Below are 13,706 nucleotides of genomic sequence, written 5' to 3' on the forward strand. Positions count from 1 at the left end.
TGTAATAGATTAAACCATTTAAGGAGGGTTTTTTTTGTATCCGGAAAAATTGAAAAAAGGCGACGGCATTCGTATTGTGTCTCCGGCCACAAGCATGTCCGCTATGTCAGATGAAAATATAAATGCCGCGAAGACAAAATTGGAGGAGCTGGGCTTTTGTGTCTCTTTTTCAGAGAATGCAAAAGAAATAAATGAATTTCATTCATCATCGATTGAATCGCGTGTACGGGATCTGCACGAAGCTTTCGCTGATCCTGACATCAAAGCGATTTTGACGACACTCGGCGGGTTCCAATCAAATCAGCTGCTCCGCTATCTTGATTATGAAAACATCAAGCGGCATCCGAAAATCCTTTGCGGCTATTCAGATATTACCGCTCTCGGCCATGCCATATATCAAAAAACCGGCCTTATTACATATTCCGGTCCCCATTTTTCTTCATTTGCCATGAAAAAAGGGCTGGACTATACGATTGACTCTTTCTTGGCCTGCTGTGCTTCTGACAACCCGTATGAGGTAAAACCTTCATCCGAGTGGAGTGATGATAAATGGTATTTGAACCAGGAGGACAGACGTTTTTATCGGAATCCGGGACCGCTCGTTATTCAACCCGGATATGCGGAAGGAACACTGATCGGAGGAAATCTATGCACGCTGAATCTTCTGCAGGGCACGGAATACTTTCCGGAGATGGAACAAGTGATTCTGTTTATAGAAGATGATCATATGTCGGACATTCATATGTTTGACCGGGATTTGCAGTCACTCATCCATCTTCCCGCTTTTTCAGCCGTGAAGGGAATTGTCATCGGACGTTTCCAGCATGCTTCAAATGTGTCTGAGGAGGCTCTGCGTGCCGTCATCCGTACAAAAGAAGAACTGTCATCCATGCCTGTTATCGCAAATGCTGATTTCGGCCATACCTCCCCTTTGATGACATTCCCGATCGGAGGAACATGCAGGATAGAAGCCGGCTCAGAAGGCGGACAGATATGGATCGATCGGCATTAATACATAAAGACGGGAAAACCGCCCCGTCTTTTTATTTTGACGCCTTATGCCGCGGCGTGCGCGGAGCGATCATAATTCGTCCGCCAGCCGCTGCCGTCACCCATACGGAAGCTCCTTCATAAAAACGGCTGATCTCTTCATTATATACGGCGTGTGTCAGTTCACGTTTATCATGCGTTCCGTCTTGGTTTTTTACGTTTAAAATAAGTACAAGCTCGTGCCTGCCATTCTTCATCACGCCAGTACGTCTCACCTTTTCAATAACGGCTGGCCTTCCTCTCCCTCTGTCAAGCGCCTGAAACAGCCTGACAGCAGGCATAGACAGTCCGATAACGAGCACAATGGCAAAAGCGGTGCATATACCTGCTTGAAACACCGGTGATTCTGTGAAGGCATTCCATAAACATATAAATTCCGGCTCCATCAGATTCATACATCCCTTCAGATTCCGTTTTCACATCCATTCCTTATTATATTAGAGAAACGCTTTTTCTTTTTCCGCATATAACGATTATATACAGTCAAAAAAGGGAAGAAAAAAAGAACACAAAGCATTTCGCCTTGTGTTCTTCATCTCTATATGAAACTAGTCTAATACTTTAACATTTACTGTTCTGACGCCCCAGTTGTTAGCGTCACTTTTCTTTGCAACAAATACGTCAATTTTATTTCCTTTAATTGCGCCGCCTGTATCTGCTGCTGTTGCCACTCCGTAACCTTCAACATAAACCTTAGAGCCAAGCGGAATGACACTAGGGTCTACCGCGATGACTTTTGCATCAGGGTTTTTGTTTAAGTCAACACCGGTTGCCGTTACACCGGAAATGCCGCCGTCGTTAGCAGAGTAAGCAGTTGCAGTCATTGTCAGCTGCTTTTTAGGCTCTTGTTGGTTTGTATTTGATTGAACAGGCTGCTGTTTTGCTTCGACAGCCTTCGCTTCTTGTTTAGGTTGTTGTTGTTCTTGAACAGGTTCTTGTTTAGGCTGCTCGTTTTTGACAGCTTCTTGTTTCGGCTGTTCTGTCTCAGCAGCTGGTTTTTGTTCAGTTTGCGGCTGGCTGGCTTCTTGAGCCGGCTGTGCAGCCTGAGCCTGACCTTTCACATTTAACGTTGTGCCTGCGTAAATTATATCTGATTGCAAGTTATTCAAGCTTTTCAGATTGCCGACTGATGTTCCGAATTTCTGAGCAATTTTCCAGAGGCTGTCGCCCTGCTTCACTGTGTACTGCCCAGATGTGGTTGTTTCTACTGAAGAAATAGTCAGTTTCTCTCCTTCAATAATTAAATCAGAAGATAACTGATTCCATTCTTTTAAGTCCTTTAGGTTCACTCCGTTTTTTTGCGAGATCCCCCAGAGCGTGTCACCCTTTTGCACCGTGATTTCTTTAGCAGAAGCGTGAGCTCCAAATGCAGTTGTTGAAATTGCTGCAACTGCGACAAAGGACATAATCGTCTTCTTCATAAGTAAATCCTCCCTTGTTAGCTTTTTATTGGCGGCTAACAGGTGATATCGTAACATATGAAAATGTCAGTTCAATAACAAAACGATTTGAATTAGATTACAGTTCCTTTACATGAAACATTTCTCTCGCTTGGTAAGTCTTGCTGAAACCTTGATACAGCAAGGGTTTTCAAGCTTCTGATTTTTCCGGCGCCAATGAAAAACACAATGTGCAAATTTCTAAAAAAACTTTTTTTCACTCTGTTTCTCTTACATAATTTCGGATTTCTTCTAAAAAAACCGCTCCGTATTTCAATCTTTTTTGTTCCCCGACCCCTTTTACGGAAAGAAGATCCTGATCTGTTTTCGGAAGTTTCGCCGACATTTCTTTTAACGTCTGATCTGAGAACACGACAAATGGAGGAACACCCTGTTCAGCTGCAATCTCTTTGCGGAGACGCCGGAGAAGCTCAAATAATTCATCATTTTCGGTAACGGCGGCGGCCTGTAAGGCTTCTTTTCTCGCGACTGCGCTTTTTCCAAGCAGAACGTCCCTGCCTTTTTGGGTGACCATAAGCGTCGGAAATGTGCCGTCCGCCATTCTGATATATTCATCTGAAATAAGGAATTCGATAAAATCACTGATTTCCGCTGCGGATTGATGCTTCATAATGCCGTAAGTGGACAGGCTGCTGAAGCCGTTTTCCAGCACTTTTTTATTTTTAGACCCGCTAAGCACCTGCGCCACCATCGTTTTTCCGAAACGCTCATTCATTCTGATGATGCATGACAATACCATCTGCGCTTCTTTTGTGACGTCATGGGCGGTCCTTGTATCAGTGCAATTGCCGCATGCTTCGCAAGCTTCCGCCTCATTCTCGCCGAAATACTTCAGAATAAACCTCTGCAGGCAATCTTCCGTATGACAGTAATCCACCATCTGTCTCAGTTTTTTGAGATCCTGCTTTTGTTTTTCTTCTCCGGCGGCCGATTGGTCTATTAAAAAACGCTGCACCATAATATCCTGCGGCGAAAACAAGAGCACACACTCGCTGTTAAGACCGTCGCGCCCGGCTCGTCCGGCTTCCTGGTAATAGCTCTCCATATCTTTCGGGATCTGCGCGTGTAAAACAAACCTGATGTTGCTCTTATCGATTCCCATTCCGAAAGCGGACGTAGCTACCATCACTTGTATCTGATCGTTAAGAAAACGCTCCTGCTGGTCTTTTCTGTCATCATCCGCCAATCCGCCGTGATAACGGCCGGCATTGATGCCGCTGCGTTTTAATTTCTCATATAAACGGTCGGTTTCTTTTCTTGTCGCTGTATATATAATGCCGGCTTCGTGTTTATTTTTTTCGAGGTACCGCTCGATAAACCGGTCTTTGTTTTCGCCCTTTACTACTTTAAACGTTAAATTCTCTCTGGCAAAACCGGTATATACAGTTTGTTCTTTCTTAATATGAAGCTGCTTGCAGATGTCATCATGAACCTCAGGCGTAGCCGTCGCCGTTAAGGCGATGATGACGGGCGGTTCTTTTAATTCATTAAAAAGGATTTCGATATTCCGGTAACTCGGCCTGAAATCATGTCCCCATTGCGATATACAGTGAGCTTCGTCAATGGCGACAAGAGAAACCGTAATATTCTGCAGGATGTGAATGAATTCAGAAGAAGTCAAACGCTCCGGTGTGATGTAAAAGAGCCGGTAAGCCCCTTGTTTCAAACCGGTCAGGCGCTCATGAATGTCACGGCTTGTCTGGGTGCTGTTAATATAAGCTGCCGCGATACCCGCTTCTTCAAGCGCGTCGACTTGATCTTTCATTAAAGAAATAAGAGGGGAAATAACGATTGTGGTTCCTTCAAACAGCAGTGCGGGAATCTGATAGCAGATTGATTTTCCGCCCCCAGTCGGCATAATGCAGACCGTGTTTTTTCTCTCCTCTGCAACTGATTGTATCGCCTGCTTTTGGCCCGCGCGAAGACTGTCGTAGCCAAAATAATGCGCCAGAAGGGATTGGGCTTTATCCAGCATATGTTGTAAAACCTCACTTTGTCTTTGATTCTTTTATTTTATCATACTGATAAAGTACGCTGCTCAAGGGCAATTCAAAATAAAAAGCCATCTCCGCAAGGGAAATGGCTTTCGCTACGTATGCCGTACGCAAGTAAGAAAGTTTTAAACCACCACTCCTCAAAGTGGGTGTTTGCAGAAGCGTTCCTGTCGTCCTCTGCAATGGAGGCATGACATTCCGGCTTCGATATAAAACTCCCTATTACAGCTTAAAGGTTAAAACTTAATTAACAATACGAACAATGTAGCTTCTCTTATATCCTACACCATCAGTCGTATTTTGGCAAGAGGGTTAATTCTTTTACAGAAAACCTTTTTTCTTTGTAAAAAATGCTTTATTCTACATAAAAATTGTTTTTTCGACAAAATATCAATATATCAATATATCAATATAAGATCAGATCGAAAGCTTCCGCCAGTTTCTTCTATTATAGAAAAAACTCTCACACCCTGTAGGGGCGCAAGAGTTATGGCAATTAGAATTTTGCAGCCAGATCTTTCGCTTCTTGCAGTCCTTTTTCAATGATCGCTTGAGCGTTATCCGGTGCAGCATTATGGCCTTCAACGACAACAGTGTGAAGATCTTGGACACCCCAGAAACCGAGAACGGTTTTCATAAAGTTTAATGACATTTCAAGAGATGCCATCGGTCCTTCAGAATATACGCCGCCGCGTGCGTTTAAGAGCGCTACTTTTTTATCTCCCATCAGACCTTTAGGGCCTTCAGGCGTGTATGTGAAAGTAACCCCTGCGCGAGACAGGTAATCAACATAAGTATGAAGCACAGCAGGCACTGTGAAGTTCCAAAGCGGGAATGCAAACACGACTTTGTCAGCTTTGACGAATTGATTTAAGTAAATGTCAGCAGTTGACGCTTGTTTTTTCTCTTCGTCTGTCATTTCAATTCCTTTTGAAGCTTTGAATGTTCCGTTAATCATATCTCTTCCGAGGTAAGGAAGGTTTTCTTTATGAAGATCAAGTTCGATCACTTCATCATTCGGATTGTTTTCTTTATAAGCAGCCAGAAACGCTTCGTATAATTTTACGGATACGCCTTCTTCAGCCGTACGGTCGCTTGATTTTACAAATAATACTTGAGACATTCTAAATTCCTCCCGGTAATCTTTTAATATTTACTTACAAATAGTATGTTACTTTCTTTTTTATATAAAGTCAATGATTTTATTTCGATTCTGAGATTTTTTATGGAATAAAAAAACAGGTACATATGAATGTACCTGCTGCTATTATTGTGAATCCTGCTCGCGATCCAGGATTTCGTAAGTTTGTGAGCTTTTTTGATCAACGGTTTCTTTATTTGAGAGGTCTTTCACCTGCTCGTGAAATTCCCTTTCATATGACGGAGCGTCTGTTTTCACATCCCCTTCTGTTTCTCGCTGCGCTTCGACGGTCATTCTGGCGTACGGCACGGCTTCAAGTCTTTCATAAGGAATTTCTTTTCCCGTTTTCTCGCAAATCCCGTATGTTCCTTTATCCATTCGTTCAAGCGCGGCGTTCACCTCATCTAAAAGATTCTGATCGACACCGTCCAGCGTCTGATTCGTGACCCTGTCCAAATAAATGCTTCCGTGATCAGCTAAGTGATTATCTACTCCGTTCGACAGTTCTCCTGTGTCTTCGCTCATTGAATGATTTTCTTTTGATTCTCCCTGAAGACTTTCTTTTAAATCGATTAATTTATGATAAAGGCTGTCCTGCTGTTCTTTTGATAATGACATATTCATCATCTCCTTTTTCGTCTGTATTCTTCGCTGCATCTGTTAATACATACCCTCGAAAAAGGAGGATGAAACAATGGGGGTCAATGCTTTCTCCCCCTGATGGTGACATTGGGTGTCTGCTGCTTTGTCTGTCTTTTTTCTTTCGCAGCATCATTTTGCGGGTTGTCCCGACTTTCTTCAGCGCAGGCTTGTTTGAGCCTGTGCGCCGGTGTATGGTAAGTGGCGCCGATATTCAGCATACCGCTCAGCTCTTCTATACTCAGCTGTTCAAAATCAATATTGTATTCAACCTTGTCCACTTTGACGTGCTCAATATGGACATATGTTTTTTCCCCTTCAACCGTTTGCGGCTCAAAATGACACTTATCCTGAAGCTCATCAAGCTGTTGTTCCACTTTCTTAAGCCGGTCTAATTCTTCTTCACACACTTTTTTGAAAAGCTCTTTCATTATTTTTTTCAAAGAAAATCACTTCTTTCCCCGTCACTCTTGGAAAGTTCTATGCGTCCCGTATTGCGAATATATAAACATGATATACAAAAAGGAGGCGAATCATGATGTTTTTTCCGTCCGTTATCAACTTTGAGTATATAAAAATGAACGGAATCAGCGGCGGAGCGGCTTTTAACACCGGCTCTTCCGTTATGGTGAGAAACACAGCAGCCAATAAAAGAAATGAAGGGTACGGTGAACAAAACGGTGATTGCACCGTTGCCGTCATCCCTATCATGAGTATCGATGATTCAGATCTGATAGATGGCACAGCGAACAAGATCAGCCTTCGATAATGATCTGGCTTGCATCCCCCAGATGTTTAGCAATCGATATATATAAAATCCCGTCTTTGAATACCGCCTGCATTCCCTTCGTACCTTGAGCGGAATGCGGAAGATCGAGTTTTTTTTCAAAATCGCCGTATTTTCCGGTCTTCTGTTTAAAATCCTGTTCATTGAAAAAGGATTTTCTCGTGCCTTTTACGACAATATATTCTCCATAGGACAAAAGCTGAACATCTTGTTTCCGGTAGCCGGGCAGATACAGCAAAAATTGGAGCTCATCATGGGTTTCCACAATATCTATAAGAGGAAAAGCATCCTCATTTCTTCTCATTTGCCCATCTCCCTGTTGAAAGGGAAAATGAGAATGGCCGTTTTGAAATGATTTCAGTTGTTCATCATCAAAAACGTTTTTCCAAAAGTCGCCGCCGGACATGTTTTGCGCCATTTCCATCCATTGCTTCATCTTATCGAAATCCATTTTTATCGCCCCCTGTCTAAGCATACGGTCATAACAGCCGGCATACACCTGTATTAAAGGAGGTTTGCCTGTGGTTCAACCAACTCCATATATCAATATTAATATTTTCATGTTGAAAATTAATTCCTTTGAAAATGCTTCAGCGGTGAATGTCGGACAAAATTTACTGGCGGAATGGCAGAATTCTGATAAAAAGAATCAGGGATACGGACAGAACTTCGGAGATGCAAGCGGCTTTATCGGCACGAACGGCAAAGTGGATGACCGGGATCAAATTGATTCTCCATCAACCTTTGAGTCTGCATGCGATAAAATCCCTGCCGGAAAAGGAGGCCCATTATGATGTTTTCGCCGGTTTTGGTAAATGTAGGAGGCTTTAAAGTAAATGCGGTCGACCGCGGTTCTTCCATTACGATCGGGCCGTATCAGCAGATCGATTATTTTTTATCCAATAAGATCAACTACGGATTCGGTGAAGAAAATGGTGATTTGGCGCCGATTTATATCCCCATCAGTTCTATCGCTGATCCGGATCTCATTGATTCGAACTCCGGAAAAACAAGCATTATATAATAAAAAGGCCATCCGCATGCATTCGGATGGCTTTTATGTGATATTTAACTGCATAAGTATTTTGTTAAGATGGCTTGAACCTCAGTCAAGTCCGTTTCTTTTGCAAATTCCAATTCGAAAGTTTTTCCCCTTGTCATTAATACAAGCCCGGTATCGGGATCAAACATCCCCGCTTCTTGAATGGCGAAGCTTTCAATTGTTTTATATGGAAGAAATACGCGCACTTTCTTTTTGGAGAACATTTTATTATCAAAGAAAATCACTCGTTTATTCGTAAAGCATATTTGGTCAACCCGCAGTTTATAAATCGTTTCGATCCGTTCTCCCTCAACGAGCAAAGCCTCCAGCTTTTTTGTGTCGGTTGATCTGCTGACAGAAAAAATTCCCAATGAAGAACCCCACTTTCTGCTTCTATACTATTGTTTTATTACAATCATAAAAAAATAAGTTCTTTATCCCTATATAAGAATACGACATAGACGGCATTTAAACCATTACGAACAGATTACATTTTTAGAACGTTCATCAAAAAAGCCCTTCGCGAAAGGTGCCGCAGTTATGAAGTAATACGGTTCAGCGGAAGAAAAGGTTTCAAGAAAACGGTATTTTTTTCGAAAAGTCAGTTTTTTATTTTCGCCATAAAAAACCGCGGCTTCTCCAATGCCGCGGTTTCAACAAAACATCAACGATCCGTATCTTCAATTGTTCCTTCTTTATAGGTATCTGAAATTTGTTCCATCGTTGTGTCGGTACCTTCTTCAGGTTGCACTTGCTGAAGCTGATCTGATGTTTTATTTTGTTTGTCTCGCTCTGTTTTTTTCATTTTGCAGCCACCCTTTATATGTAGTCTTTTTTAGTATGGCTCAGGCAAAATAAATTCATTCAGCTTTAAACTTCTTCAAAATACTCTTTGTAGAAGCCTCCGACTTTGTTTGTATTGTCTACAACAAAAATGAATTCTTCTGTTTCATTTTTGACTTCATACTCTTTACCCGGCGTCAGCACATTTTTGACAATGTATTTTTTCGCATCTGTATGTACGCATTTGACCTTTTTGACGCTTTCTTTTGTCTGCCAATTATTATGAATCATTTATAAAACTCCTTTTCTTAATCGATAAGCTTATTGTAGCCGTTTTTTCTTGTGAATTGCAATAACGGTTATCAATTGATTTTACCGGGGCTGTTATTATAGAATGACTGTATGCGCTTACTTTGCGCGGACATCAAGATGCTCAAAACAGACCATAAAAAAATTTCGGGAGGTTTGTTACGAATGAGTTCTTTAACGATGCAGATCACAAAAAGGCTGGAAACATTTTTGCAGGGCACGAAGAAACTTTATATTGACGGAAAATTTGTTCCGAGCGCTTCAGGATCAACATTTGTCACACCGAATCCGGCAACCGGAGAAACGCTGATGACGCTTTACGAGGCACAGTCAGAAGACATTGACAGTGCAGTGAAAGCGGCACGGAAAGCCTTTGATCACGGCGAATGGCGCACTATGCCGGCCGCTTCCAGAAGCAGGCTGATGTATAAGCTTGCCGATTTAATGGAAGAGCACAAAACGGAACTCGCGCAGCTTGAAACACTTGATAACGGAAAACCGATTAATGAAACGACGAATGGGGATATCCCGCTCGCAATTGAGCATATGCGTTATTATGCCGGGTGGTCTACAAAGATAACCGGACAAACGATTCCGGTCGCCGGCTCATATTTTAATTACACCCGCCATGAGCCTGTCGGCGTCGTGGGGCAGATCATCCCTTGGAACTTCCCGCTCCTTATGGCGATGTGGAAAATGGGCGCCGCTCTTGCCACAGGCTGCACAATCGTTTTGAAACCGGCGGAACAGACACCGCTGACCGCCCTCTATTTAGCGGAATTAATAGATCAGGCGGACTTCCCTGACGGCGTCATCAATATTGTCCCAGGGTTCGGCGAGACGGCCGGGGAAGCGCTGACCAACCATGACGATGTCGATAAACTCGCTTTTACCGGTTCTACAGAAATCGGCAAAAAAATCATGGAAAAAGCCGCAAAAAAAATTAAACGCGTGACACTGGAGCTTGGCGGAAAGTCACCTAACATCATTTTGCCTGACGCCAATTTGAAGAAAGCGATTCCCGGCGCTTTAAACGGGGTCATGTTTAATCAGGGGCAGGTATGCTGCGCAGGCTCCCGTGTCTTCATTCACAAAGACAAATATGATGAGGTCGTCAGCGAAATGGTTTCATATGCGAAATCGCTTCAGCAAGGCGCCGGCCTTCACCAAGATACACAAATCGGCCCGCTCGTCAGTCAGGAACAGCATGAGCGCGTGCTTTCATATATTGAAAAAGGAAAAGCGGAAGGAGCCAAAGCTGTCGCGGGCGGCAGCTGCCCGTTTGAAGAAGGGTATTTTGTCTCCCCGACTGTATTTGCGGATGTGGATGACAGCATGACCATCGCAAAAGAAGAAATTTTCGGCCCTGTTTTAGCCGCCATTCCGTATGATACGGTAGATGAAGTCATTGAGCGGGCGAACCGCTCGGAATACGGCCTTGCAGCCGGACTTTGGACTGAGAATGTGAAAAACGCCCATTACATTGCTGACCGTCTCCAAGCCGGCACCATTTGGGTCAACTGCTACAATGTTTTCGATGCGGCATCTCCTTTCGGCGGCTATAAGCAGTCCGGCCTCGGGCGGGAAATGGGCTCTTACGCGCTGAATAATTATACAGAAGTGAAAAGCGTCTGGATCAATCTGGAAGATTAAATCAAACAAGAAACTGCTGCCTGTCAGCAGTTTCTTTCTTTTGTCATGCCGACTTTTACATATGAATATATATGCTTCTGAAGGAGTTGAGCGAGTGTGAGCACAATTCATGAAAACGTCAGAAGCCGCCAAAAGAAAACCATCTCTCTATTAAGAGAAACGCAAAATGCGGACGGCTCATGGTCATTTTGTTTTGAAGGACCGATTTTGACAAACGCCTTTCTGATCCTCCTCCTCACTTCTCTTGGAGACAATGATAAAGAACTGATCGCTGAGCTTGCAGAAGGCATTCGCGCTAAACAGCGCCCGGACGGAACTTTTGCCAACTATCCTGATGACCGGAAAGGAAATGTGACCGCCACTGTACAGGGCTATGCCGGCTTGCTGGCTTCCGGTTTATATAGCCGTTCTGAGGCGCATATGATTCAGGCCGAACGCTTTATCATCTCAAATGGCGGCTTGCGCAACGTACACTTCATGACAAAGTGGATGCTTGCGGCAAACGGCCTTTATCCATGGCCCGCGCTGCATCTGCCATTATCTTTCTTAGTCATTCCCCCATCCTTCCCGCTGCATTTTTACCAGTTCAGTACATACGCCCGTATTCATTTTGTACCGATGGCCGTGACGCTTAACAAAAGATTTTCGCTGAAAAATCCCAACGTTCCGTCTCTCGCGTATTTAGATCGGCATATGACTAAAAATCCGTTTACATGGCTTCGTTCCGATCAGGATGAGAACAGAGACCTCTCTTCTCTTTTCGCGCACTGGAAGCGGCTTTTGCAGATTCCTGCCGCTTTTCACCAGCTCGGTCTGCGTACGGCCAAAACGTATATGCTTGACCGGATTGAAGAAGACGGCACATTATACAGCTATGCGAGCGCCACTATTTTTATGGTGTACGGCCTGCTCGCTCTCGGTGTATCGCGCCACTCCCCCGTTATCAGAAAAGCACTTGCCGGCACGAAAGCTTTGCTCACGTCTTGCGGCGATATACCGTACCTGGAAAATTCAACGTCGACCGTTTGGGATACGGCGCTTCTCAACTATGCGCTTATGAAAAGCGGCATCTCAGATAACGATCAGATGATAACCAGCGCCGCCCGGTTTCTGCGTGAACGGCAGCAGACGAAAGTCGCTGATTGGGCCGTTCACAACCCGCATGCTGAACCGGGAGGATGGGGTTTTTCAAACATCAATACAAATAATCCTGATTGTGATGACACAGCCGCAGTGCTCAAAGCCATTCCGCGAAAACTTTATCCCGCCTCATGGGAACGCGGACTGAGCTGGCTTTTGTCCATGCAAAACAGTGACGGCGGCTTCTCTGCTTTTGAGAAAAATGTCAATCATCCGCTGGTCCGCCTGCTGCCGCTGGAATCGGCTGAGGAAGCTGCCATCGATCCCTCAACAAGCGACTTAACCGGACGGGTGCTGCACTGTTTAGGAGAAGCGGGGCTTTCTTCTGATCACCCTCAGATTGAAAAGGCCGTCCAATGGCTGATCCGCCATCAAGAAGAGGACGGATCGTGGTACGGCAGATGGGGTGTCTGCTATATTTACGGCACATGGGCAGCGCTGACAGGAATGAAGGCTTGCGGCGTGAGCCAAAACCACCCGGCCGTGAAAAAAGCGATCCGCTGGCTGAAGTCCATTCAAAACGAGGACGGAAGCTGGGGGGAATCCTGTAAAAGCGCAGAAGAGAAAACCTATGTTCCGCTTTCTTACGGGACGCTTGTCCAGACGGCTTGGGCGGCCGAAGCTTTGCTGCAATACGAAAAAACTCATCATCAAGCCGTCACAAAAGGCATATCTTTTCTTATTGAAAACCAGCATTACGAAGGAGCCGCTTTCAGCTATCCGACCGGAATCGGCCTGCCGAAGCAGTTTTACATCAGGTATCACAGCTACCCGTATGTGTTTTCTTTGCTTGCGCTCAGCACTTTTATGAAAATGAGTGAAAAGGAGGAAGAAAAATGAAACGGCACGCTTATCAAACCGAGATGCTGAATTGGTGTGAAACCTTGAAGGAACAAGTCATTCAGCAAGGTCGGTTCGATCGCTTCGCGGCACAAATCGACCGGATTTTTCACACCCTTCAGGATGATGGATTAACGGAGGCGGAATGGTACGAACAGGCATCGGCACTTTACCGGGACATTACTGAACCCGAAGAGCCGGATGAGCGCAGAGCTTATGTGCCGATCGGCAAGCATGTCCTCCCTAAACTGCCTTACAGTTATTCCGCACTGGAACCGTATATTTCAAGAGAGATTATGAAACTTCACCATACAAAACACCATCAGAGCTATGTTGACGGTCTGAATAAAGCAGAACTGGAGCTCAAAAAAGCGAGACAGACGAAACAGTACGACTTAGTGGCACATTGGGGGCGGCAATTGGCGTTTCACGGCGCGGGCCATTATTTGCACAGTATTTTCTGGTTTTCGATGAATCCAAACGGAAAAAGACGGCCGACGGGTGCACTCTTTCAAATGATTGATGTGTCATTCGGAAGCTACTCCGCTTTTAAAGAGCAATTTTCTCAAGCGGCGAAAAAAGTCGAAGGAGTCGGCTGGGCTATCCTAGTCTGGGCGCCGCGCGCCGGGCGGCTGGAGATTTTGGCCGCTGAGAAGCATCAGCTCTACAGCCAGTGGGACGTCATTCCTTTGCTTCCGCTGGATGTGTGGGAACACGCTTATTACTTACAATATAAAAACGACCGAGCGGCTTACGTGGATCAATGGTGGAATGTCGTTGATTGGCGGGAGGCGGAGAAACGGTTCGAGCAAGCGCACCGCGTGATATGGCCGCTTTATTAAAAAAGCCCCCGTCTTGAACGGGGGCC

17 protein-coding genes and 1 other RNA gene are annotated in these 13,706 nt (G+C 44.6%); 7 read left to right on the forward strand and 11 right to left on the reverse strand.

From position 1 onward, the window contains the following. Positions 1-34 precede the first annotated feature (34 nt). Entirely contained in the window at positions 35-1,012 is a 978-nt protein-coding gene (locus G9F50_RS09060) for a S66 family peptidase (RefSeq protein WP_060562876.1), read from the forward strand. Between the two features lie 31 nt (positions 1,013-1,043). On the opposite strand, the gene G9F50_RS09065 is transcribed toward G9F50_RS09060, so the two are convergent. The 7 genes from G9F50_RS09065 to gerPC all read right to left on the reverse strand — a co-directional run bounded on the left by G9F50_RS09065 (position 1,044) and on the right by gerPC (position 6,727). Next, on the reverse strand, positions 1,044-1,436 hold the full coding sequence (locus tag G9F50_RS09065; protein WP_025284849.1) for a hypothetical protein: 393 nt from the start codon (positions 1,434-1,436) through the stop codon (positions 1,044-1,046). A 162-nt stretch (positions 1,437-1,598) separates the two neighbouring features. Further along, positions 1,599-2,471, reverse strand: a complete 873-nt coding sequence (locus tag G9F50_RS09070) for a 3D domain-containing protein (RefSeq protein WP_003153795.1) — start codon at positions 2,469-2,471, stop codon at positions 1,599-1,601. Positions 2,472-2,706: 235 nt separating this feature from the next. Beyond that, a complete protein-coding gene (gene recQ / locus G9F50_RS09075; protein WP_060562874.1) occupies positions 2,707-4,485 on the reverse strand; it encodes a DNA helicase RecQ in 1,779 nt (592 codons plus the stop codon). Positions 4,486-4,592: 107 nt separating this feature from the next. After that, a non-coding RNA gene (ssrS, locus tag G9F50_RS09080) (6S RNA) lies at positions 4,593-4,778 on the reverse strand. 222 nt (positions 4,779-5,000) lie between these two features. Then, entirely contained in the window at positions 5,001-5,627 is a 627-nt protein-coding gene (locus tag G9F50_RS09085) for an FMN-dependent NADH-azoreductase (protein WP_003153791.1), read from the reverse strand. 144 nt (positions 5,628-5,771) lie between these two features. Continuing rightward, a complete protein-coding gene (locus G9F50_RS09090; RefSeq protein WP_003153790.1) occupies positions 5,772-6,263 on the reverse strand; it encodes a TraR/DksA family transcriptional regulator in 492 nt (163 codons plus the stop codon). 83 nt (positions 6,264-6,346) lie between these two features. Further along, the gene (gerPC, locus tag G9F50_RS09095; protein WP_060562872.1) at positions 6,347-6,727 is read right to left on the reverse strand and encodes a spore germination protein GerPC; all 381 of its coding nucleotides are present in this window, start codon (positions 6,725-6,727) and stop codon (positions 6,347-6,349) included. 92 nt (positions 6,728-6,819) lie between these two features. Between gerPC and G9F50_RS09100 the strand changes: the two genes are divergently transcribed. Beyond that, positions 6,820-7,053 carry a hypothetical protein gene (locus G9F50_RS09100; RefSeq protein ID WP_060562870.1) on the forward strand — a complete coding sequence of 78 codons (234 nt, stop codon included), beginning with the start codon at positions 6,820-6,822 and terminating at the stop codon, positions 7,051-7,053. Here G9F50_RS09100 and G9F50_RS09105 read toward each other — a convergent pair. After that, positions 7,040-7,522 carry an Hsp20/alpha crystallin family protein gene (locus G9F50_RS09105; protein ID WP_003153787.1) on the reverse strand — a complete coding sequence of 161 codons (483 nt, stop codon included), beginning with the start codon at positions 7,520-7,522 and terminating at the stop codon, positions 7,040-7,042. The genes G9F50_RS09100 and G9F50_RS09105 overlap by 14 nt on opposite strands. Before the next feature lie 70 nt (positions 7,523-7,592). On the opposite strand from G9F50_RS09105, the gene G9F50_RS09110 reads away from it, so the two are divergent. After that, positions 7,593-7,865, forward strand: coding sequence for a hypothetical protein (locus tag G9F50_RS09110; protein ID WP_003153786.1), 273 nt, complete (start codon positions 7,593-7,595; stop codon positions 7,863-7,865). After that, on the forward strand, positions 7,862-8,095 hold the full coding sequence (locus G9F50_RS09115) for a hypothetical protein (protein ID WP_003153785.1): 234 nt from the start codon (positions 7,862-7,864) through the stop codon (positions 8,093-8,095). The genes G9F50_RS09110 and G9F50_RS09115 overlap by 4 nt, the downstream gene beginning before the upstream one ends. A 44-nt stretch (positions 8,096-8,139) precedes the next feature. Here G9F50_RS09115 and G9F50_RS09120 read toward each other — a convergent pair whose 3' ends face one another. The 3 genes from G9F50_RS09120 to G9F50_RS09130 form a co-directional block, all read right to left on the reverse strand. After that, complete coding sequence (locus G9F50_RS09120) at positions 8,140-8,484, reverse strand: PH domain-containing protein (RefSeq protein ID WP_003153783.1); 345 nt, start codon at positions 8,482-8,484, stop codon at positions 8,140-8,142. A gap of 293 nt (positions 8,485-8,777) precedes the next feature. Beyond that, complete coding sequence (locus G9F50_RS09125; protein WP_101536302.1) at positions 8,778-8,918, reverse strand: DUF4025 domain-containing protein; 141 nt, start codon at positions 8,916-8,918, stop codon at positions 8,778-8,780. Positions 8,919-8,983: 65 nt separating this feature from the next. Beyond that, positions 8,984-9,187 (reverse strand): DUF6501 family protein, encoded by a 204-nt coding sequence (locus G9F50_RS09130; protein WP_007407979.1) that lies wholly within the window; start codon positions 9,185-9,187, stop codon positions 8,984-8,986. 183 nt (positions 9,188-9,370) lie between these two features. On the opposite strand from G9F50_RS09130, the gene G9F50_RS09135 reads away from it, so the two are divergent. The 3 genes from G9F50_RS09135 to G9F50_RS09145 all read left to right on the forward strand — a co-directional run bounded on the left by G9F50_RS09135 (position 9,371) and on the right by G9F50_RS09145 (position 13,680). After that, positions 9,371-10,858 carry an aldehyde dehydrogenase family protein gene (locus tag G9F50_RS09135; protein WP_060562868.1) on the forward strand — a complete coding sequence of 496 codons (1,488 nt, stop codon included), beginning with the start codon at positions 9,371-9,373 and terminating at the stop codon, positions 10,856-10,858. 96 nt (positions 10,859-10,954) lie between these two features. Then, positions 10,955-12,838: a terpene cyclase/mutase family protein gene (locus tag G9F50_RS09140; protein ID WP_165406545.1), complete on the forward strand. Its 1,884-nt coding sequence runs from the start codon at positions 10,955-10,957 to the stop codon at positions 12,836-12,838. Then, positions 12,835-13,680 carry a superoxide dismutase gene (locus G9F50_RS09145; RefSeq protein WP_007407976.1) on the forward strand — a complete coding sequence of 282 codons (846 nt, stop codon included), beginning with the start codon at positions 12,835-12,837 and terminating at the stop codon, positions 13,678-13,680. The genes G9F50_RS09140 and G9F50_RS09145 overlap by 4 nt, the downstream gene beginning before the upstream one ends. The last annotated feature ends 26 nt before the right edge of the window (positions 13,681-13,706 follow it).

Origin of the sequence: Bacillus sp. EKM206B, from assembly GCF_011066015.1 — a bacterium.
Lineage (GTDB): Bacteria > Bacillota > Bacilli > Bacillales > Bacillaceae > Bacillus > Bacillus velezensis.

Bases quoted from the DNA above. Each gene is read 5' to 3' on its own strand.
- G9F50_RS09065 (WP_025284849.1), bottom strand. From the start codon at position 1,436: ATGGAGCCGGAATTTATATGTTTATGGAATGCCTTCACAGAATCACCG.
- G9F50_RS09070 (WP_003153795.1), bottom strand. From the start codon at position 2,471: ATGAAGAAGACGATTATGTCCTTTGTCGCAGTTGCAGCAATTTCAACA.
- recQ (WP_060562874.1), bottom strand. From the start codon at position 4,485: ATGCTGGATAAAGCCCAATCCCTTCTGGCGCATTATTTTGGCTACGAC.
- G9F50_RS09085 (WP_003153791.1), bottom strand. From the start codon at position 5,627: ATGTCTCAAGTATTATTTGTAAAATCAAGCGACCGTACGGCTGAAGAA.
- G9F50_RS09090 (WP_003153790.1), bottom strand. From the start codon at position 6,263: ATGTCATTATCAAAAGAACAGCAGGACAGCCTTTATCATAAATTAATC.
- G9F50_RS09100 (WP_060562870.1), top strand. From the start codon at position 6,820: ATGATGTTTTTTCCGTCCGTTATCAACTTTGAGTATATAAAAATGAAC.
- G9F50_RS09105 (WP_003153787.1), bottom strand. From the start codon at position 7,522: ATGGATTTCGATAAGATGAAGCAATGGATGGAAATGGCGCAAAACATG.
- G9F50_RS09115 (WP_003153785.1), top strand. From the start codon at position 7,862: ATGATGTTTTCGCCGGTTTTGGTAAATGTAGGAGGCTTTAAAGTAAAT.
- G9F50_RS09125 (WP_101536302.1), bottom strand. From the start codon at position 8,918: ATGAAAAAAACAGAGCGAGACAAACAAAATAAAACATCAGATCAGCTT.
- G9F50_RS09130 (WP_007407979.1), bottom strand. From the start codon at position 9,187: ATGATTCATAATAATTGGCAGACAAAAGAAAGCGTCAAAAAGGTCAAA.
- G9F50_RS09135 (WP_060562868.1), top strand. From the start codon at position 9,371: ATGAGTTCTTTAACGATGCAGATCACAAAAAGGCTGGAAACATTTTTG.
- G9F50_RS09145 (WP_007407976.1), top strand. From the start codon at position 12,835: ATGAAACGGCACGCTTATCAAACCGAGATGCTGAATTGGTGTGAAACC.